Raw genomic sequence first — 20408 nt, forward strand, 5'->3', positions numbered from 1 at the left:
GGGGTGAGGGTCGTCGTCTTGTGAGACGAGCACAGTCGAGAGCGAACGGCAGGAGCCGGCCATGAACGAGCGCAGCGAGCCAACGACGGTCACAGCCGAGCCGCTCGCTGATGGCGGCCGGATGGACTCCGCAACCGAGGTGTTCGTCGCCCACCGCAACCTGCTCTTCACCGTCGCCTACGAGATGCTCGGCTCGGTGGCCGACGCCGAAGACGTCCTCCAGGAAACCTGGCTGCGGTGGATGAAGGTCGACCTGAAGCAGGTACGCGACCAGCGCGCCTACCTGGTCCGGATCACGACCCGGCGCGCGCTCGACCGGCTGCGCGCAATGAGGCGCCGCAAGGAGGCGTACGTCGGCCCCTGGTTGCCCGAGCCGCTGCTCACCACGCCGGACGTAGCCGAGGACGTCGAGCTCGCCGAAAGCGTGTCGATGGCGCTGATGCTCGTGCTGGAGACGCTGTCGCCGACCGAGCGCGCCGTCTTCGTACTGCGTGAGGCCTTCGGCGTCGGCTACGACGAGATCGCGGCCGCCGTCGGCAAGAACCCCGCCGCCGTACGCCAGATCGCGCGCCGCGCCCGCCTGCACGTCGATGCCCGCCGCCCTCGCGAGGTGATCTCCCCGAACGAGGCCAGGACGGCTCTGGAGTCGCTGCGGCGCGCGCTCGAAACCAGGGACCTGCAGGGCCTCCTTGACGTGCTCGCCCCGGAGGTCGTCCTGGTGAGCGACGGCGGCGGCGTCAGGCAGGCCGCGCCACGGCCGATCACCGGCGCCACCAAGGTGGCCCGCATGATCGTCGGCGGCAGCGGCAAGGCTGGAGTCGCGCTCACCGGTGACCTCACCGTGGTCAACGGCAACCCGGCACTCGTCCTACGCGTGGACGGCGAGATCGACGGCGTCATAGCGATCCGGGTCGAGGACGCCCGCATCACCGGCCTCTACTACGTCCGTAACCCGGAGAAACTCACCCGCATCGCATCCGAGATTCCACTCACCCTGCGATGAACACCGGTGACGAGCTGGCTGAGCCAAAACCAGTTCAGGCAGCGTTCCATGCTGTTCCGAACTTGCGCCGCTACCTACGGGTGCATGCTCCATATGAGGTCGCACCGCTCGGGACGAACGGCACATACCAATCACCGATCATCACCGGACGAACCGACGCGCCGCACCATGCCGTCGTCCCATCCGACCGCACTACGTGCCGCACCAGGACCGAATCACGCCGGGAACGCTCTAGGCCAGCTCGGATATCGGCTGCATCGCCCGCAGGCTCGCGTAGTACATGGGGATACGCCGAGTGGCCCGCTCGGGATCAATCGCCGGATGCCACGCATAGATGATCAGGGAGCTGTACGACGACAACCGGCTCCACTACGCGATCTCAAAGTGGCGCAGGCGTGCACGTCGTGTGGCGTGCTCGGAGTCCTGCCGTCTGTCGCTGGACCCGAACCGACTGCCTATCGCGCATATGCCGGGACGGCCGAAAATAGGGATATATGTCATTCCGGAGGGTAGGGGGAATATCGCTGTCCTGGCCAGGAAGAGGGATTGGTCCTCCACAATCCATCTCGGCTCAGCTAATATCGTGATTACTTGGATATTCCCGGCTGTGCGGGGTGTGCGAGATTGACGTTTCAGGGGGAGGAATCAGAGCGGGAGTGGCCGAATACTCTTGACGTGGCGGAATTGCTGCGAAGCGGATGGCGCCCCCACCCCTTCCGGCAGTTCCTCCTCAAGGTGCACAGCCGCTGTAACCTCGCCTGCGACTACTGCTACGTCTACACCCTCGCCGATCAGAGCTGGCGCTCGCGACCCAAGGTGATGAGCCCCGAGGTGGTCACCCTCGCCGCCGAGCGCATCGCCGAGCACGCCGCGGACCACGGGCTGCGTTCCGTCCGGCTGATCCTGCACGGCGGTGAGCCGCTGCTGGCCGGGCATGCGTATCTCCGCAAGATCGTGGAGACGGTGCGCGCAGAAGCGGGCCCCCAAGTGCGCGTGGATGCCGCGGTGCAGACCAACGCGGTCCTCCTTGATGAAGAAACCCTGCGTTCCTTCCGTGACCTCGACGTCATGGTGGGAGTGAGCCTCGACGGTGGCCGGCGGGCCAACGACCGCAACCGGCGCTTCGTCGACGGCCGCAGCAGCTTCGACGCCGTGGCCGACGCGCTCCGCATACTGCGCAGCCCGCCGTTCCGGCACCTCTACAGCGGCCTGCTGTGCACCGTGGACCTGGCCAACGACCCGATCGAAACCTATGAGGCGCTGCTCGAATTCGAGCCGCTGGCGATTGATTTCTTACTTCCGCACGGTACCTGGGATTCGCCGCCGCCCGGTTCGCGAAATCCGGAGGAAACACCTTACGGCGACTGGCTGATCACCCTATTCGACCGCTGGTACGGAAACAGCGGAGAGACCGTCGTCAGGCTCTTCCAGGAGACGGTCAATCTACTGCTGGGCGGAGCGTCTGCCAGTGAGGCCGTCGGGCTCACCCCGTCGACCCTCGTCGTCATTGAGACCGACGGCACTATTGAGCAGACCGACTCGCTCAAGGTCGTGCGGCACGGCGCGCCGGCCACCGGCCTGACTCTTGCCGAACACGGATTCGACAGGGCTCTGGAGCATCCCGGCATGGTGGCCCGGCAACTGGGTTGGGAGGCGCTCAGCGACACCTGCAAGGCGTGTCGGTTCGGCAGGGTGTGCGGCGCCGGGCTCTACCCCCACCGCTACCGGCCGGGCACGGGCTTCCGCAACCCCTCGGTCTACTGCGCCGACCTCTTCCGGCTCATCGAGCACATTCACGCTCGCCTCGTCGACGATCTCCGGCGATCCTTGCGCTGAAGGGAGCCGCATGCGGCACCACCGGTTACCCGACGACATCCTGTCTCGGCTCGCGTCCGGCGGCGGTGGCCAGGAGGCCGCGCGCCACCTCGTCGCGGCCGAGCGCAGCAAGCACCGCCTGCTAGTGCTGGGCGTGACCCGGCTGGCCGCCGGCCACCCGCATGCCCGGGCGGTTGGTCACGCGTACGACGTGCTGGCGGAGATCGAGCGGAAGCGGCCGGAGGCGGTGCGCGACACGCTCGGGTATCCCGCCGTCGGAGCCTGGGCCGCGTGCACCGTTCAGGCGCTCACACAGCAGCGCGCAGGCTCGCTCGACCCCGCTCAGCCTGACCCGGCCCAGCTTGGGGCGGTCGCGTCTGTCGCGGCAGTCAAGGCCGAGGTGGCCTGCCGTGTGGAGGTTCCGGCGACGGACGGCACGATCACCTTGCCCTCGTTCGGGCAGATCGTGTGCCCGGGCGGCGGGGAACTCGTCGACCTGGTGGTCCATGCCGACGGACAGGTAGAGGCCGGCGGCGTGCGTGTACGTGCCGAGGTGGGGCAGCAGCCCGGCTGGCGGCCCCTGTGCCAGGTGGGCTCCGCCGACGGAACCCTCAGCCTGCTGGTGGACGACCTTGACCCGTACCGATGGATCGACCAGACGGTGATCGACGGTCGGCTGCCCGAGGACGAACTGCGCGCCTGGCGGACCTGCCTGGACGAGGCATGGGGGATGTTGCGGAAGCAGCACTGGACGATCGCGGACGAGACTCGCGCGATCGTTTCCGTACTCACCCCGATCCAGGCGCCGTCTCAGGGGATGAACAGCGCGTTGGACGGCGGCAGGTTCGGTGCCGTCGCCATGTCGACGCCGCCCGACGGACGCTGGCTGGCCTCCACGTTCGCGCACGAGGTCCAGCACGCCAAACTGGGCGCGATCCTCGACATCGTACGGCTGCTGGAGCCGGACGACGGCCGCTACTACGCTCCGTGGCGTCCGGACCCGCGCCCGCTGTCCGGGCTCATCCAAGGCACATACGCGTACCTCGGAGTATCGGGATTCTGGCGGAGACAGCGCGCGTTCGAGAGTGACATGCGCCCGCACATCGAGTTCGCGCACTGGCGGGAATCGGCGTACACGGTGACGGGCACCCTGCTGGACAGTGGCCGGCTCACCGCGACAGGTGAGGCATTCGTGACCGGCATGCGACGTACCCTGGCGGCCTGGCTGGACGAGTCCGTGCCCGCCGCCGCGCTGGACGTCGCGCGGCGGGAGGCGGACGAGCACCGGCAGGCCTGGCTCACCCGTAACTGTTCTACAGACTGAACGCGTCGAAGTCCCAGCTGAAGCGGTTGCCATGGGCGGCGTGGACGCGTTCGGGGTGGCTCACGGGCAACTGATCCTCGTAGCGGGCCAGCGTGCTCTCGTGCAGGGCCTTGCTCGCAGCAGTGTCGCCGACGGCACCCAGGTCGATCGAGAGGTTCATGGCGACCGCCAGCGTAAGCAAGTGGTTCTCACCGTAGAAGGCACGCATCCTGGTCAGAATCTGTTGATCCAGCTCGCGTGCTCTGGCCGGGTCATCCAGAGCGGCCAGGTCGCTGGCGAGGTTGACCCCGGCGGTGAAGGTGTAGGCGTGGTCCGCCCCGAGTCGCTTCTGCATGCCCGCATGCGCCTTCTCGTCCAGTTCCTTGGCACGCAGGGCGTCGCCGCGCTCGCGATAGAGCAGCGCGAGGTTGATGACGCAGCCGTAGGTGAACGGGTGCTGCTCGCCGAGGATGTGCTCGTAGCGCGGGAGAATGTCCTGGGCCAACGCCATGGCTTCTTCGTGGTGGCCTTTCTGCCGCAGGGTGTTACTCAGCGCGACGGTGGCCGCCATCGTTTCCGGGTCGTTGGGGCCGAAGAGCTTGTTCAGCCGGGAGTGCGTCTCCTGAATGAGCTCCAGTGCCTCGTCGAGCTCGCCGACACGGCGGCGGGCGATGGACAGGTCCCTGGCGGCCATTAGCGTGAGCGGATGCTCGATCTTCAGCCGCCTGATCCCGTGAGCGTAGGCCTCCTCGCCGACGTCGCAGGCCTGAGAGTGCTTGCCGTTGAGCCGCACCACACGCGCCAGGCCGTTCCAGGAGAGCTGCACGTCCCAGGTGCTGACACCCTCCCGCGCGGTGGTCTGCTCCACGAAGGCGAGCTGCTGCAGCTCCACGGCCTTGTCGTAGCGACTCAGCAGGGCGTAGTCGAGCGCGAGGTTGTTGATCGCGCGCAGGGTGGACGGGTGCGACGAAGGGAAGAGCTTCTCATGCGCGGCCATGGTCGCCTCGTCCTGCTCCAGGGCGTCACGGAAACGGCCTTGGGACCGCAGATTGGCGCCGTAGGTGAGAGACAGGCGCAGCGTCTCCTCGTGCTCGGAGCCGAATTCCTTGCGCATGAGGTCCAGCGTCTTCTCGTTGAGCGTGCGCGACTCGGTGTAGGAGCCCATCTGCCACAACACGTTGCCCAGGTGACGGCGCAGCCGCAGCACGTTGGGGTGGCTCGGGTTGCCCGTGGTCTCGGCCCAACTTGTCAGGAACTCCTCCGCGAACGCCTTGGCCGAGGGGTAGTTGGCCGTTCGGTAGAGGTAGCGGACGATGTCGATGGCGAACCGTTGCACCCTCTCGTCGTTGCTCTCGACCAGACGCGACGGGCGTACGTGCGGAAGCAGGTTGGCGTATTCGTCCCAGGAGTCGGTGTCCTCCGGGTCCGCCGGGGCGCCGCCCGCCAAGAGCAGATGAACCTCGTGCCGGAACTCGTCCTGTTCCTGCTTGCTGAGCGAGTCGCGCAGGAGTGCCTGGACCAGCCGGTGCACCTGCACTGTGCCGACCTCATGCTCGATCTTGATCAGCGCGAACCGGTTGAGCTCCGCGAACGCTTGGTTGAGCACAAGGGGATTGGCCAGAATCGGCCCCATGCGCTGGGCGCCGCTCCTGATGCCGCGCCGGAAGATGATCCGCGGGATCGGGTCGGGGGCGAAAAAGGCCAGGCAACGCAGCACCTCGGCGGCTTCAGGGAGTCTGCTCTCGACCTCCTGCACCGACAGCTGCCAGGCCGCCGTCATGGTCTGCGGGTATTCGGTGGACTTGCTCATCCCGAGCAGAGCCCGGGTCTGCTTGGCCAGCAGTTCGACGTACTCGTCGGTCGACATGCCGGTCTGTACCTGCAGGGCGGCGGCCTGCTCGAGCGCCAGCGGGAGGTCGCCCAGCTCGCTCGCCAGGTGCTCGGCCTCGGTCTGCGCCACATCGCGCTGCAGGCGCTTGCGCAGGAAGGCCACGCTCTCGGAGGTGGAGAAGACGTCCACGGAGACGGTATCGGCCACGCCGCTCCATCGGGTGTTCCTGGACGTGATCAGAACGTGCCCGGGGCCGCCCTGGGGGATGAACTCCTTGATCTCCTCGGGTTCGTCGGCGTTGTCGAAGATCAGCAGCCATCGGTCGACGGGCTCGCCTCGTTGCAGCGCCTCGCGGACCGAGGCGGCGGCCTCCTCGATGCCCGCGGTGCTGGCAGGGGCCAGCTTCAGGTCCTCGGTGAGTGCGGCCAGGACGCTCGGGACCAGCATCGTCTGGTCGGCCGGCACCCACCAGACGAGGTCGTAGTGACCGCGGTAGCGCCAGGCGTACTCGATGGCGAGCTGGGTCTTGCCCACGCCGCCGAGTCCCTGCAGCGTCTGTGGCAGGGGAACGACCGCTGTCGCCGTGGCGGCGGTGGCCAGACTTTCCCTTAACTGCTCGAGCAGTATTTCTCGTCCGGTGAAATGCTTGTTGCGACCAGGGATCTTCTTACCCCAGATCGGCGGCATCTTGGACGTGCCCTGTGGGCTCGGCTGTTCGGTCACGTCAACTCCACCCTCCCGTCCAACCTGATTATGATCCTACGGATTGATTCTGGCGAACGGCAGCCACACAATCACAATTGAAGATGTAATCCGGGCGTGCGGCAGAAAATGGGCATTTACGGATGGCCGTAACACGACATGGAGGGCGTATGGGCGAAGACACAACAACCGGGCTCATCGATGTCAGTGGCATGGATCTGGCTGATCTTAAACTGCTCGACATTCCCGCGCTCGTGCGGGCGTGGCAGCGGTGCGCTGAAGAACGCGGGACGGTGGCCGGCTTCCAATCGGCGATCTGACCAGCCGTCCGACGCACGGCCCGGCAACGGCGCCGGGGCCGTGCCTGCTCCATGTGGCAATCCCGTGAGGGTGGCCGAGGCCTATTTGGAGTAAGGTTGAGGACAAGAGTCCCTCGGCTAATATGATTGCACGAAATGCTTAATTCCCTGCCGGGATAAATGGACAAGATGTGGACACCGACTCAGGGCGGGGAGCGTGGCATGACTTCCAGCGGCAGAGGCCTGAAGCCGTTCATCGGCTCGCAACCCTTCCGCCGGGATGACGCGGCTCGGTTCTTCGGGCGGAAACGTGAGATAGATAAACTGGCCGACCGCTGGCAGAATAATCGCCTGACCATATTGCACGGTCCGTCCGGAGTCGGAATGACCTCGCTGGTGTCGGCCGGCGTGCTGCCGCGTCTCGACTCCTCCCGCTTCGATGTGCTTTCCGTGGGCGGTCTGGCGCGCCCTCCGTTCGTGCCGGCGGCGGTCATCCCCGAAGACAGCGATCCGCATGTCTTCGCGCTGCTGGCGTCGTGGTCTCCGTACGAGAACCCGATGCGCTTCGTCGGGCTCACCGTCAGGTCTTACCTGCGCTGGCACCACTGGAGCCCCGGCGGCCGGCCGATCATGGCAGTGCTCGACCACGCCGAGGAGGTTTTTACGGCCTACCGGCGCAAGACCGATGACCAATCACATGTGCTCGACCAACTCTGTGATGCGCTGGACTACGACCTTCGGCTCCGGCTCTTGATCGTGGTGGACGACGAGCACCTCGAATCGCTGCGCGGGCACGACCGGTTACGGGACCACATCGAGCGGGGCGCCTCCTACAAGCTGGAGCCGCTGAGCTTCGAGGCCGCGCTGGAGGCCTGCCAGCGGCCGGTCGACCTCGTCGGCCGCGAGTTGGCGCCGTGGGCGGCGGGGCAGCTCGTCAATGCGCTGCGGATCACTGACACGGGCCGCGACGGCTCGCCATCGCTCACACCGATGGTCGAGCCGGTGCATCTGCAGGTGGTGTGCTCGGCCCTGTGGGAGTCCGTACGCGATCAGAGCGGCCCGATGGCCGGCACCCTGGTGAGTACCGACGACATCGACGAGGTGCTGGCGTCCTTCTGTCATCGGGCGATCCTGGACGTGGCACGCGATCATCTGCAGGGCGACGTCGACAGGCTCGCCGCATTGCTGCGGCGCGTGGTGGACGACGGTGGAATGGACGCAGAGGAACTTCCGCATCAGGTGGCGCAGGCGTTGGCGGAGCGCCATGTGCTCCAGCTGGGCGACAAGCGCCGCTACGAGATGCCGGACCGGCTCGTCCGGCCCTTCCTGCGAGGGCCGACCAAGCGGACGCCGCCCGACGAGGCCGATAGGCTCGACACTGCGGCTGCGGCGTTGCACAGGGGTTGGTTCGAGGTCGCGGAGAAGCTCGCGGGCCAGGAGATCCTCCAGCCCGAAGGCGTCAGGTCGAAGGCCCGCGCCGAGTCGCTGCTGGGCGACGCGGCCTATCTGCGCGACGACTTCGATGGAGCGATCACGCACTACCGGGAGGCCACCCGGATCTTCGCCACGATGGGCGGCTCCGACCAGATCGTGGCCGCTCTGTTGACCGCCGTCGGACGGATCCTCATCGATCAGGGGGCCTACCGCGATGCGGTCACCGAACTGCGTTCGGCGGTGCGGCGGAGCCCTGAGCCCGCCATTCAGACTGAGCTGGCCTGGGCGCTGTGGTATCTCGGCCACGAGAGCGGCGCGGTGGACGTGCTCGACGGCGCGCTGCGTTTCGACGGGAACACCCATGAGGCCCTACGCGCCCGCGGCGAGATTCTCTCCGATCTCGAGCCACAGCGCGCCCTGCGCGACCTCGACCGGGTGCGACCCCACGAGCAGCCGTCGACGCAGGCTGCCTACGCCCTGGCCCTCGCGCTCAGTGGTGACGTGCGCGGTGCGGTTGAGGCGGTGCCGACGCTGGACGTCGACAGCGATGCCACGACCCTGCTGCGCACGGCTCGGGTGATGGAGGTGGCGGGACGCGACTCGGAGGCGGCTCGACTGGCGGGCCGGGCCCGGGAGAGCACGAGCCGCCCCTTACCCCCGCAGATGATCAAGGTGGCTGAACGCCTGGCCGATTAACCTTTCTCGTCCCTTCCTGGGGAATGGCGTGGACGGGACTACTCCGCTGGTGCTCTATTCTCTGACTCGTGCCTCGGCTCTCAACCGTGCACCGAATCGTGCACAGGTTGTGCCGCAAGCCCGAGCCGGGGCGACGGGCATGAGGCAGATTCGGTCATTTATCGACCTTTTCGCCAATGTCCCGCGATTTCGGTGGTCCTGGCTGGGTTCGACGATCTCCATGCTCGGCAGCCGAATGATCGGCGTGACCTACCCGCTCCTGGCCTACACCCTCACCTCGTCCCCGGCATGGATCGGCTGGGTGATGTTCGCCTCCACCGTGCCGGGCCTGTTGTGGTACATCCCGGCCGGGGCGCTGGTCGACCGGTTCGGCCGGCGCTCCGTGATGATCGTCAGCGAGATCCTGCGCGGTGTGCTGGTCGTCGTGCTCTGCCTGGGCATGGCTATGGGATGGCTGGACATACCTCATCTGGTGGTCATCGCCCTGTTCGAGGGAGCGCTGTCGGTCAATTCGTCCGTCGCCGAGACTGCACTGATCCCGACCACCGTCAAACGCGACAACGTGGACACCGCGTTGGCCATGCACGAAACCTCGGTGCACGGCATGCTGCTGGTGGGACGCCCTTTTGGCGGGCTTCTTTTTGGAATTGCGCATATTGCCCCATTTATCGCAAATGCGGCAATGTTCTTTGCTGCCGCTGGAGTGTTGTCTCGGGCGGAACGCGACATATCAACACAAAGCGCCAATCCGAGGAGTGCACATGCCGATATGGGAGCTGGCTTCGTCGAGCTGTGGCATAACGGCTTCCTCAGATACGCGACGCTCGTCACAGCCTTCACCAACCTTATGGTCCAGGGGCTGATCGTGGTGTTCCTGTCGGAGGCCGCGGATGAGGGACTGCCATCGGGGATCGCGGGGCTTATCCTGGCGGCATCGGGGGTCGGTGGAGTCGTGGGGGCGTTCATCTCCCCGCAGTGGGAACGGATCTCGCGGAAGATCAATGGCAAGGAGCCACGGCGGCGGCTGGTGGGCTTCAAAAGGCTCGTCTTGACGCATGGCCGCTCGGTGATGCTGGTGCACCTGTGGGCGTGTGCGGCAGCGCTCGCGGTGCCGCTCATCCTCGCTCAGGCGTCCGTCTCGTTCGCGATCGCATTGCTGGTCATCGGGCTGGTCGGAGGGCTGAGCAACGTCACGATCCGTATGATGCTCAGCCGGGTGCCCGACGACCGGATGGCCCGCGTGGTGGGCGTATCTCGGCTCGGTAGCTACAGCGGTGTGGCCATCGGGCCGCTGGTGGCGAGCCTGCTTCTCGGCTTGCTCGGGTCGGGGCTCACGATGTTGGTTCTGTGGTGTCTCATGGCGGTGTTCGCCGTGATCGTGACGAGCGTGCGGGGGCTCAGGAACAGCCTGACGTCCACCATTGAGCCGCAGGCCCAGCCCGCCGCATAACTGATTTATCGCGAGTGGTGCATCACGCGCCAGTTTGGGATGCAATCCAGGTGTGACTGAACGGTGTGCGGTGGCATTTCTGCGGCTTGCGGTGGCCGTTATCTGCGTGCTCGCCTGGCCGTTCGCCGGTGCCCGGGCTGCCGCCGGGCCTGAGTTCCTGGAGGAGCAGGTCTCCATCCCGCTGGAGCGACTGGCGAACGGCAGATGGCAGATCGTCCTCATCAACCCAGGACCTGCGGTCAGCGCCCAGGTGCGGCTCGCGGGCTCGATCGCGGACGCACTCGCCCTGCAGGGCGACGGCCGGCTGAACTTGCCGACAGGGGGCACGGCCACCCTCATCCTGGTGCCCGGCGGGCGGCCGCATGCGGGCGGCGGCCAGCTTGTCCTGATCTCAACGGCCGGCGCCGACAGGCTGGGCATCACGGTGACCGAGCCTCCCTTTCTGGTGCGCCACTGGTGGGTGTGGATCTCCGCCGTTGTCATGATGGGCGGCATCGCGGCGCGGCTCTGGTGGCGGCGACGCAGGCGTGGACATCCCGCAACGAAACAGCAGTTGGAGGAGCCGGTGCCCGCTTCGACCGGCTCGCCGAAGCTCACACACAGCGACGAACCAGCGCAAATAGACCGTCTTAACCGAGAGGAGTACGCCAGTCATCTAGGTGAACTCGCTCGTTACTCGACGCCGCCCATGGTCATCGGGATCTTCGGCGAGTGGGGGACCGGCAAGACCTCGATGCTGATGCAGGTGCGCGATTACCTGCGCAGGGAGGCAGCTGAATGTGCGCACGTCTGGTTCGACCCCTGGCGGCATCAGTATGACGAGAATCCAGTGCTGCCCCTGCTGCACGTGATCGTCAAAGATCTTGGGCTGGAGAACAGGGAGACGGTTCGCCGGACTCTGCGCACGATCTCCGACGTGCTCGGCTCGCTCGTGTTGTCGGCCACGCTCAAGGTCAGCCTGCCTGACGTGCGCACATCCATTGAGGCTTACGACAGCGAGCATTTCCGGATCCGCTCCGAGCACACCCGGCTCGATGAGTACCTCGGCACCTTCATACGCGAATCCCTGGCCGCACGGGGAAAGAAGCGCCTGGTGGTATTCGTCGACGATCTGGACCGGTGCGACGCCGACCGGATCACCCTGCTGCTGGAGGCATTGAAGCTGCATTTCAATCGCGACAACTGCGTATTCGTGCTGGGGGTGGCCAAGGGCCCGCTCATCGCGGCGGTGCGGGAGAAGTATCAGGACCCCGTCGGCGAATACCTCGACAAGATCATCCAGTTTCCCTTTGAGATGCCGCGTCTGTCGGAGAAGGACTTCGACCGCTATCTGGAAGATCTGCTGCCGGACGAGATCCGGGGCGCCGGCGACATGCTGAGATCCGGGCTGAGACGCAATCCGCGCACCATAAAGCGGTTCGTCAACGTGCTCCACCTGCAACACAGGGTCGCCAAGGCCAGAGGAGTGGACCCCTACGAGGTCGCCACGCTGGCCGCCGTCCTGCTGCTGCGGGACGGCGCCCCCAACGACTACGAAAGAATCACCCGCGATCCGGCTCTGCTTCAGCGGATCGCGCGGCAGCCTGACTCCGATGTCGCGGCCGACGGCTGGAGCGAGCTCACCGTCCGCATGGTCCGCTGGCTCGGTACGACGCCGGCTGGAGTCCCCGACAACGTGCTGGACTACATCGACCTCGTCCGGGAGTCTCCCGTGTCGAAACCTAGTGATCTGGTCGCCGGCGCGGAGCCCGTGACCGGGCTCGAGCCGGTGACGGAACTCTCGTTCAGGGACACGCTCGGGCGCCTGGCCGGGCTCGTGCACGAGCACGTGGTACCGGACGCGAGGCACGATGACGGGCTCCTGAATCCTCTGGTGCGCCTGCCCGGGGCGCAGGTGCCGAAGGTGACCGGGCTGGACGAGATCCTCGCTCTGGGGGACAAGCTGATGATCACGGGGGCGCCGGGGGCGGGCAAGAGCGTGCTCGTGGGCCGGCTGGCACGCCGACTGGCCGGTCGGCGCGCCTCACGGGTGCCGGCGTACCTGAGGTTCAGCGAACTCAAGACCGAGTACGCTGCGCACGAACGGTGGGTGACGCACGCCCTCGTGGCCTGTTATGGGCTCTCTCTCGCCGACTCTCACGCGATGGTCGTGCGGGGATCGCTGGTCCTGGTCCTCGACGGCCTGGACGCCCTGGACCAGGGCAAGTGGGTGGGCTTCCTGCGGTGGGCCGAACACGCCGCGTGCGGTGTCATCATGACCGCTGGGGCCGCCGTGTCAGGGTCGGCTTTCACGGAGATCCGGTTGCTCGGCGTGTCCGACGGCGAAGCCCGCCGCCGGCTCGAGTCGGTGCTCGCCGCCCACCATGTCGACCCGTCCCAGTTGCAGGGACTGACAGCCGAACTGATGAGTTCACCCCAGCTGCTCGCGGTCCTCACCCGCGATCGGAAATGGATCGACGCCCTGCCCGAGGAGCGGGTCGACTTCCTGCCCTGGTATGCCGCACGGGCGGTAAGCCTGACCGCCGGATCCGGTTTCGACCGGGACGTGGTCACGCGTGGCCTGCGGGAGCTGGCCCGCTGGACCAGGAACGGCAACCAGGACCTCTTCTCCCACGACCACCCTGACGTCAAGAGCGCTCTGTTCCACGCCGGCATCGAGCACGACCGCGTGCTGGACCTGCTCAGCGCGGCGGTCCAGTCCGGGCTGCTGCGCGAACGTTCGGGGACGTACCACTTCGTTCACCCCCTCCTTCGCGACCACCTGGCCGATGTGTGAACGCTTCGGGCGGTGGCCGCCGGACGGGCCGACGCGTGAACCCCACCGAACATCCCAGGCACCTCGGCCGGACAGGCTGGTATGGCGGCCACGGTCTTTGAACTTGTCGTCGGCGGCCCCTAGGCTGAGCCGAATGCACAGGGGTGTAGGGCGGGTCGCTTGATCCACTTCAGCGTCCTGGGTTCGCTGCGAGTCAGGAGTGCCGGAGCGGAGATCTCCTTGTCCGGGCCCAAGCAGCGCATCGCGCTCGCGACGCTGCTGCTGCACGCCAACGAACGCGTCTCAGCCGACCACCTGATCACACGGATGTGGGACGGTGACGAGTCGGCCAACGCGCGGGCGGCCCTGCAGACCCACCTGACCCGCCTGCGCCAGGCCCTGGGCGCCCCCGGTCTCATCCGGACCTTCGACGGCAGCTACACCATCACCGCCACCCCCGACAGCCTCGACCTGCTGCGTTATCGGGAGATCTGCAGACGGTCCCGGAGAGGTGAGCCGGCCGAGGAGCTGGCCGCGCTGACCGAGGCGATGGCGCTCTGCGGAGAGCCGCTGCTGGCGAACGTTCCCTCGGAGGCGCTTCATCGCGAGGAGATCTCCCTGCTCGTCGAGGAGCAGCTGCGTACCCTGGAACGCTGGTCGGACCTCCACCTCGAATGGGGCAGGCCGGAGCAGGGGATCGCCGTCCTCAGGGCGGCCACCGCCAGGCATCCCTACAGCGAGCGCCTGTGGGCCAACCTCATCCGCGCTCTGCACCGCTCGGGACGGCAGGCGGAGGCCATGGAGGCCTATCAGAGTGTTGCCCACCGGCTCCGCGAGGACCTGGACGTACGCCCCGGCGAGCTGTTACGCCGGGCCCACCAGTCCATCCTGACCGCGGGTGAGAGCGAGGTGGTCGCCGCCTCGATGACGCCGCAGCAGTTACCCTCCGGCGTCGCGCACTTCACCGGGAGGCTGGCCGAGCTGGACCGGCTGGACCGGCTCGTGGCCGATGTGCCGGGGCGTACCGAGATCGTGGTGATCGGCGGCCCGGGAGGCGCGGGCAAGTCCGCGCTGGCGGTCCATTGGGCGCATCAGATGATCGACCGCTTCCCCGGCGGGCAGCTCTACCTGAACCTGCGCGGGTTTGGCCCCGGTGCGCCCATGGAACCGATGGTCGCCATCGAGACGCTGCTCCGCGCGATGGGCGTCTCCGCCACCAGCCTGTCCGCCGACCTGGACGCGCGCGCGGCGATGCTGCGCAGCACGCTGGCGGGCCGGCGCATGCTCCTCCTCCTGGACAACGCCCGCGACAGCGCGCAGGTACGGCCCCTGCTGCCGGGAGCCAACTCGCTGGTCCTGGTCACCAGCCGCAACCAGCTCCGCGGGCTGGCCGCGAGAGACGGCGCCCGCCAGCTCACTCTCGACACCCTCACCAGGCCCGAATCCCTTGAGCTGCTGGAGAAGGTGATCGGCGCGCGGCAGGTGGCCGACGAGCGTGACGCGGCCGTACGCCTGGTGGAGCTCTGCGACGGCCTGCCGCTGGCGCTGTCCGTCATCGCCGAACGTGCCCATCGCGGCGGCGGCCTGGCCAGGATCGTCAGCGCGCTGGAGGACGAGAAGGCCCGCCTGGAGCAGTTCCGGATCGGCGAGGACGACCCGCTCGCCGACCTCAACACCGCCCTGCTGTGGTCCTACCGGGCGCTGACCCCGCCGGTGGCCAGGCTGTTCCGCCTGCTCGGCCTGCATCCCACCGGAGATCTTTCGCTGGAGGCCGCGGCCGCGCTGGTCGGCGTGCCGCCGTGGGAGGCGAACGCGCTGCTCGACCAGCTCGTCGCCGCCCATCTGGTCAAACAGGTCCAGCCGGACCGCTTCGAGCTGCACGACCTGGTGCACCTGTACGCCACCGGCCGCGCCATGGAGGAGGAGCAGGCCGGTGAGCGTGACGCCGCGGTGGACCGGCTGCTGGACTGGTACCTGTACACCGTCGTCGAGGCCGATCGGCACCTGCTGCCGCACCGCGTCCGGGACTTCGTCGAGCCGTACACCACCGAGATTCCGCAACTGGCGTTCGGCGACCACCGCCAGGCGATGAGCTGGCTGGAACGGGAGTACCACTGCCTGCGATCCGTGATCGCCTGGGCGGCGGCGAACGGCCGGGCCGGGCACGCGTGGCGCATCTCGATCGCCATGACCACCTTCTTCGACCGGTACATCCCCTGGCACGACGGCCTGGAATTCGCCCGGTCGGCGCTGCGGGCGGCCGAGATCGCCGGCGAGCCGGCCGGGCAGGGTTACACACTCAACTCACTCGGCTGCGTCCACTTCGACATGGGCGACCACCCGGTCGCCCTGTCCTGCTTCAAGCGGTCGCTGTCCCACTTCCAGCAGGCCGGGCATGCCAGAGGCGAGGCGATGCTGCTGGGCAACATCGGCCTGGTCCACGGCGAACTCGGCGATCCCGCCGAGGGCAGACGCTGCCTGGAACGGGCGCTGACGCTGTACGAACGGCTCGGCGGCCAGTACGGAATCGCGCACCTCCTCGACAATCTGGGCACCGTGAGCCACCTGGCCGGCGACCACGTGCTCGCGGTGCACTATTTCTGCCGGGCCCTCGATGCCGCCACGCTCAACGGCAACACAGATGTGCGCGGCGACGTTCTGAGCCACCTCGGACGTGCGTACGCGGCCCTGCGGGACTGGCGCCGGGCCCTGCGCTCCTTCCGCGAGGCGGTGGCCCTGTACCAGGGCAAGGGCAACCGCCGCTGGCTGGCCACGGCCCTGACCGATCTGGGCCAGGCACTGGCGGACGCCGGCCGCCGCGAACCGGCCAGACACGTCCTGCTGTCCGCGCTGGCCGAATGGAAGGCCATGGACGACCCCCGGGTCGGCGAGGTCGTGGCGATCCTGGAAACGATCTAGCCCGCGTACGGTTCACGGTGACGGGCCTGGTCTCGGACCGCGCTGTTACGAGACGTCGGGGAACCGCGCCGGGTAGGGGGGCTGCCCGTTCAGGAGGACCCAGGCCTGTCCGGTCCGCTCATCGGCCAGGATGGTCTCCACCGCGTCGGCTGCCTCGTCAGGGGTGGCGACGGCATGTCCCGCCTCGGCGAGCAGCTCGCGGAACGGGGCGAGCAGCGGGGTGTCGACCAGGCCCGGACAGAGCGCGTTGACCTTGACACCGGCGCCGGCCAGGAGCGTGGCCGTGGACCGTACGAGGCCGACAAGGGCGTGCTTGCTCGCGGCGTAGAACGGGTCGGGAGCCTCCTTGAGACCGGCCAGGCTGGAGGTGACGATGATCGAGCCGTGTCCCCGCAGGTGCGGCAGGGCGGCGTGGATTCCGTAGACGGCGCTGTCCAGGTTGGTGGCGATGGTCTTGTGGTACGCGGCGGGGACGAAGTCGTGCCAGCCGCATTGCCCCGGGATGCCCGCGTTGAATACTGCCACGTCGAGCCTGCCGTAGGCCGAGATCGCCGCGGCCACGGCCGCCTGATTGTCCTCCAGGCGGGAGACGTCGGCCGCGACGAACCGGGCGCCGAGCTCTGCGGCGACTTCCTGCCCACGCGAACGGTCTTTGTCGGCGATGAGCACTTTTCGGCCTTTACCCGCCATACGCCGCGCTATGGCCGCGCCGATGCCGCTGGCGCCGCCGGTGATCAGCATCACGGTCAACGTCGCTCCTCGGGCGTACCGGACGGTTCTTCCGGTATGCGGGACAGCTCGACACCTCTGAGCCGCAGACCGTGACGGCGCAGGTAGCCGCGGCCGTACAGCCGCTGGAAGGCGAGCAGGGCGGCGAGGGTGACGATGAGCAGGACGTCGTCCAGCAGCGGCACCGCGTCGATGGGCAGGGTGGCGGCCATGACGACGCGCAGGGCGGCGTCGGTCAGCAGGGCGGCGCCCCACACCGCCGTCATGATCCGGAGCAGGTGGCGGAACGCGGGATGGTCCGTCCAGTTCGCCGCCCATTGCTGTTGTTTGTCGCGATCTGAGATCACCCGCATGGCCTCGTACAGGAACGGGCGCCGGCCGCAGAGCGTGATCAGTGCCCACAGGCCCAGTGCGCAGGTGCCCCAAGCGTTGCGGATCAGCAGCACGCGCGGGCTGCCGGAGACGAACGACATGGCGATGGTGATCACCATCGCGCCGAGCACGAACATGGTGATCCCGCTGACGCGCCGCTCGACGACCAGGCCGTGGACGGCTCGCGCCGCGGACAGCGTGCCCGCGGCCAGCAGCGCGATCCACTGGCTCACCCCGGCCGCCCGGAGCCCGTAGAAGATCACGAGCGGTCCGGCGAACTCCAGGGCGGCGACGGTCACCAGGCCGCGATGCGGCCCGCTCACTGCTCCACCCCGGCCGGCTGTGTGGCTCGGACGAATGTTCCGACGACGGTGCTGCGGTAGGCGTCGAAGTCGAGCGCGGGCACGCCGCGCATCCGAGGGGCCGCCGCGTCGATGGCCGCGCGGATCATCACCGCCATCGATCGGGCGTCGAAGTCGCCGAATTCACCGCCGCGCTGTCCCTCCTCCAGCAGCATGACGACCCCCTGGACGCTCGGCTCCTGGTAGCCGGCGGTGGAGTACGGCTCGCCCGCCTGGTCCCGTAGATGAGGTCCGATCTCGGTCAGGGCGGCCAGGTCGGTCGGGTGCTCCCGCAGGAACTCCAGATTCGACTCAAGGTAGGCCCGGAGGCGCCCGGGGGCGGTGGTCTCGGCTTTGACGCGCTCCAGGATGTAGGCGGCTCCCGCGTGGTAGACGTCTTCGACGATCTGCCGGATGAGGTCCTGCTTGCCCGCGAAGTGATACGAGATCATGCGGGGACTGCTGAGGCCGGCGCGCTCGGTGATCGTGGCGAAGGTGGCCTTCTCGTAGCCGATCTCGGCAATGGTCTCGATGGCCGCTCGGACGATCTGCGCCCGGCGGGCGGCGTTGGTGACGCTGTCTCTCGACTGCTTTTTTATCTGCATAGATAAAAAATGGTACCGCTAGATAAAATCGCTGTCGAACGAGGTGCCGCTCATGCCTGACGCTCGGCGGCTGTTCCTCGACCGGACACGGGACGTCGCCCGGAAGGTGGGATCACCGATGACGCGGAGCGTCCCCACGTTCGCGCATGTGGACGTGGACCAGTCACTGCTCGGGGGCTGCTACCCGCTCCCGCCATGGGCAGTCGCAGTCCTTCGCGAGTTTGTCGCGACCCCACAGGATCAGTCCCAGGGCCTGATAAAAGCCCTTGGCGCGAGCGAGATCGGAGACCCCAGCGTGATCAGAGTGATTCGCTGTTCCGTGCGATCGCGCCACCCCGCCGCGGCTGATTGCGGCGACCGACCGGTCCGCGTCCGCTTCGGTCGTGTATGCGTTCGACATCGAGATCCGCATCAGCAGAAGACGCCGGAGGGCCCGAATCGCGTTGATCCGGGCCCTCCGGCGTTCGGTGTCGCGTGTCAGCCAGTGACCGGGATGTCGGTCTTCACCGGCGTCGGGGTGGGCGCGGGCGTGGGCTCATCCTGCGTCTGCGTGACATTCTCGTCCCACTTGATCCAGTCGTGGGCCACCGTCCCGTGATCATCCCTACCGGGGTGAGTAGGGGGCGGCGTGTTGTTCGGTGTCGGCGTCGAGGTGGGCGTCCGCGTGGGAGTCGGGGTCACCGTGGGCGTGCCCGTGGGCGTCGGAGTCGGCGTCACAGTTGGCGTCGAAGTCGGGGTGGGTGTCACCGTCGGGGTGGGCGTCGGGGTGGACGTGGGCTCACACGCGACCCAGAACACCTTCTGCTTGGCCGCGCCATGCTCCCCCGCGAAGGTCCAGAACAGCTTGTAGTGCCCGTTAGGCAGGGTCATGTCGGCGGTACGGCCATGCCCGTCCTTGTCGAGCACGAGAGTGCTGCTCTTCACCGTGGTCTTGTCTCCCGTGGGCGGCCAGGACTTGATCTCCCAGCTCACCTGCTCGGCCGCGTCGAAGTTGAACCCGACCAGATAGAACACGCAGACGTTCGGTTCGTCGCGCTGGTCGTCCTCCGGCGTCGTCCACTTGTGGATCTTGACGTCGCCGTTGTCGCCGGGCGGCTTCCCATGGACCGCTCCAGCGGAGGCTGTATTGGAGATGACGAGCACCGTCAGCGCTGCCACTGCGAACATGAGCGCCGCTGTGATCCAGCGACGAAGTGAAGAGGGGGTGGTAGGAGTCACGGCGGCACCTCGGGTGTCCTGAGAGAACTTGAGCCTCACTAGGCTCATCTGTCCAAAAGTGTCACACTATTGGGCTAGTAGCTTCAACCGTTCCAAACCGTTATCTAGCAGGCAAAACTTGACACGCAGGTGTCATCGAAATCTCAGGAGCCGATCGTGTCGCTCGATGTCCCCTGCCGAGTCATCGGCTCCGCGCTCGTCGCCATAAGCCTTGTCGCCTCGACCCCCGCCGGCGTCGCCGCGTCGCCCGTCACCCTCGCCACCGTCGCCTCGGTCACGGCGACCGCACTCCCCAAGGCCACCACGTTCACGGAGTTGAGCGGTCTCCCACAGGACGCCGACACGTACGGCAAGCTGAGCGGCATCGTGGTTCACCCCGCACGCACGGTGGCCGTCTACGCCCTGCCTGGCGGCAAGCCCACGGCCACCCTCCCAGCCAAGCAGCTCGGCAGCCAGACCTGGGTGCCGGTGGTGGAGGCGCGCAAGGGCTGGTACCGCGTGCTCCTGCCCAGCAAGCCCAACCACGTGACCGGCTGGATCAAGGCCAAGGGCCTGAAGAAGGCGCGCAGTCGCTACCGCGCCATCGTGAAACTGGGCACCAGGCAGCTGACCGTGATGGCCGCCAGCAAGAAGCTCGGCACCTGGACGGTGGCCGTCGGCGGCCCTGAGACGCCCACCCCGGTGGGCAGGACCTTCCTGCTGGCCCTCGTGTCGCCGAAGAAGAAGGCCTACAGCCCGCTGATCCTGCCGCTCGGCACGCACTCGTCGACGCTCGACACCTTCGGCGGCGGTCCCGGGACAGTCGCCTTCCATGGCTGGCCGGACCGGAAGGTGTTCGGTAAGGCGGTCACGCACGGCTGCATCAGGGTGCCTGCTCGCGCGCTCAAGGTGCTGGCAGGACTGCCTCTGGGGACGCCGGTTCTGATCGCTCCCTGA

14 protein-coding genes are annotated in these 20408 nt (G+C 67.5%); 9 read left to right on the top strand and 5 right to left on the bottom strand.

All coding sequences use genetic code 11. The features are described from left to right. The first annotated feature begins 61 nt into the window (after positions 1-61). From KME78_RS14155 to KME78_RS14165, 3 genes are all read left to right on the top strand, one after another. A complete protein-coding gene (locus KME78_RS14155) occupies positions 62-1003 on the top strand; it encodes an RNA polymerase sigma-70 factor (RefSeq protein WP_219529313.1) in 942 nt (313 codons plus the stop codon). 675 nt (positions 1004-1678) lie between these two features. After that, entirely contained in the window at positions 1679-2839 is a 1161-nt protein-coding gene (locus tag KME78_RS14160) for an FxsB family cyclophane-forming radical SAM/SPASM peptide maturase (protein ID WP_308126942.1), read from the top strand. A gap of 10 nt (positions 2840-2849) precedes the next feature. Next, complete coding sequence (locus KME78_RS14165) at positions 2850-4142, top strand: HEXXH motif domain-containing protein (protein ID WP_219529314.1); 1293 nt, start codon at positions 2850-2852, stop codon at positions 4140-4142. Here KME78_RS14165 and fxsT read toward each other — a convergent pair. Next, on the bottom strand, positions 4132-6675 hold the full coding sequence (fxsT, locus tag KME78_RS14170; RefSeq protein ID WP_308126943.1) for an FxSxx-COOH system tetratricopeptide repeat protein: 2544 nt from the start codon (positions 6673-6675) through the stop codon (positions 4132-4134). The two genes, KME78_RS14165 and fxsT, sit on opposite strands and share 11 nt — an antisense overlap. Before the next feature lie 149 nt (positions 6676-6824). Between fxsT and KME78_RS14175 the strand changes: the two genes are divergently transcribed. The 5 genes from KME78_RS14175 (at position 6825) to KME78_RS14195 (ending at position 16207) form a co-directional block, all read left to right on the top strand. Then, positions 6825-6974: an FxSxx-COOH-like cyclophane-containing RiPP peptide gene (locus tag KME78_RS14175; protein WP_219529315.1), complete on the top strand. Its 150-nt coding sequence runs from the start codon at positions 6825-6827 to the stop codon at positions 6972-6974. Between the two features lie 201 nt (positions 6975-7175). Next, on the top strand, positions 7176-9083 hold the full coding sequence (locus KME78_RS14180) for an nSTAND1 domain-containing NTPase (RefSeq protein ID WP_372454909.1): 1908 nt from the start codon (positions 7176-7178) through the stop codon (positions 9081-9083). A gap of 139 nt (positions 9084-9222) precedes the next feature. After that, positions 9223-10533 (top strand): MFS transporter, encoded by a 1311-nt coding sequence (locus KME78_RS14185; RefSeq protein WP_219529317.1) that lies wholly within the window; start codon positions 9223-9225, stop codon positions 10531-10533. A gap of 70 nt (positions 10534-10603) precedes the next feature. Next, positions 10604-13309: a P-loop NTPase fold protein gene (locus KME78_RS14190; protein WP_219529318.1), complete on the top strand. Its 2706-nt coding sequence runs from the start codon at positions 10604-10606 to the stop codon at positions 13307-13309. Between the two features lie 159 nt (positions 13310-13468). Then, entirely contained in the window at positions 13469-16207 is a 2739-nt protein-coding gene (locus KME78_RS14195; RefSeq protein ID WP_219529319.1) for an AfsR/SARP family transcriptional regulator, read from the top strand. Between the two features lie 45 nt (positions 16208-16252). Here KME78_RS14195 and KME78_RS14200 read toward each other — a convergent pair whose 3' ends face one another. From KME78_RS14200 to KME78_RS14215, 4 genes are all read right to left on the bottom strand, one after another. Further along, the gene (locus KME78_RS14200) at positions 16253-16948 is read right to left on the bottom strand and encodes an SDR family NAD(P)-dependent oxidoreductase (RefSeq protein ID WP_246651109.1); all 696 of its coding nucleotides are present in this window, start codon (positions 16946-16948) and stop codon (positions 16253-16255) included. A gap of 5 nt (positions 16949-16953) precedes the next feature. Then, positions 16954-17631 carry a VC0807 family protein gene (locus KME78_RS14205; protein ID WP_219529321.1) on the bottom strand — a complete coding sequence of 226 codons (678 nt, stop codon included), beginning with the start codon at positions 17629-17631 and terminating at the stop codon, positions 16954-16956. Beyond that, positions 17628-18254 (bottom strand): TetR/AcrR family transcriptional regulator, encoded by a 627-nt coding sequence (locus KME78_RS14210; protein WP_219529322.1) that lies wholly within the window; start codon positions 18252-18254, stop codon positions 17628-17630. The genes KME78_RS14205 and KME78_RS14210 overlap by 4 nt, the downstream gene beginning before the upstream one ends. 477 nt (positions 18255-18731) lie before the next feature. Further along, positions 18732-19421, bottom strand: a complete 690-nt coding sequence (locus KME78_RS14215; protein ID WP_219529323.1) for a hypothetical protein — start codon at positions 19419-19421, stop codon at positions 18732-18734. A gap of 207 nt (positions 19422-19628) precedes the next feature. On the opposite strand from KME78_RS14215, the gene ldt-CoaP reads away from it, so the two are divergent. Next, positions 19629-20408, top strand: a complete 780-nt coding sequence (gene ldt-CoaP, locus KME78_RS66130) for a L,D-transpeptidase (protein WP_219529324.1) — start codon at positions 19629-19631, stop codon at positions 20406-20408.

The sequence above is a fragment of the Nonomuraea guangzhouensis genome (assembly GCF_019396345.1).
GTDB lineage: Bacteria > Actinomycetota > Actinomycetes > Streptosporangiales > Streptosporangiaceae > Nonomuraea > Nonomuraea guangzhouensis.

Bases quoted from the DNA above. Each gene is read 5' to 3' on its own strand.
- KME78_RS14155 (WP_219529313.1), top strand. From the start codon at position 62: ATGAACGAGCGCAGCGAGCCAACGACGGTCACAGCCGAGCCGCTCGCT.
- KME78_RS14165 (WP_219529314.1), top strand. From the start codon at position 2,850: ATGCGGCACCACCGGTTACCCGACGACATCCTGTCTCGGCTCGCGTCC.
- KME78_RS14175 (WP_219529315.1), top strand. From the start codon at position 6,825: ATGGGCGAAGACACAACAACCGGGCTCATCGATGTCAGTGGCATGGAT.
- KME78_RS14180 (WP_372454909.1), top strand. From the start codon at position 7,176: ATGACTTCCAGCGGCAGAGGCCTGAAGCCGTTCATCGGCTCGCAACCC.
- KME78_RS14185 (WP_219529317.1), top strand. From the start codon at position 9,223: ATGAGGCAGATTCGGTCATTTATCGACCTTTTCGCCAATGTCCCGCGA.
- KME78_RS14200 (WP_246651109.1), bottom strand. From the start codon at position 16,948: ATGCTGATCACCGGCGGCGCCAGCGGCATCGGCGCGGCCATAGCGCGG.
- KME78_RS14210 (WP_219529322.1), bottom strand. From the start codon at position 18,254: ATGCAGATAAAAAAGCAGTCGAGAGACAGCGTCACCAACGCCGCCCGC.
- KME78_RS14215 (WP_219529323.1), bottom strand. From the start codon at position 19,421: ATGTTCGCAGTGGCAGCGCTGACGGTGCTCGTCATCTCCAATACAGCC.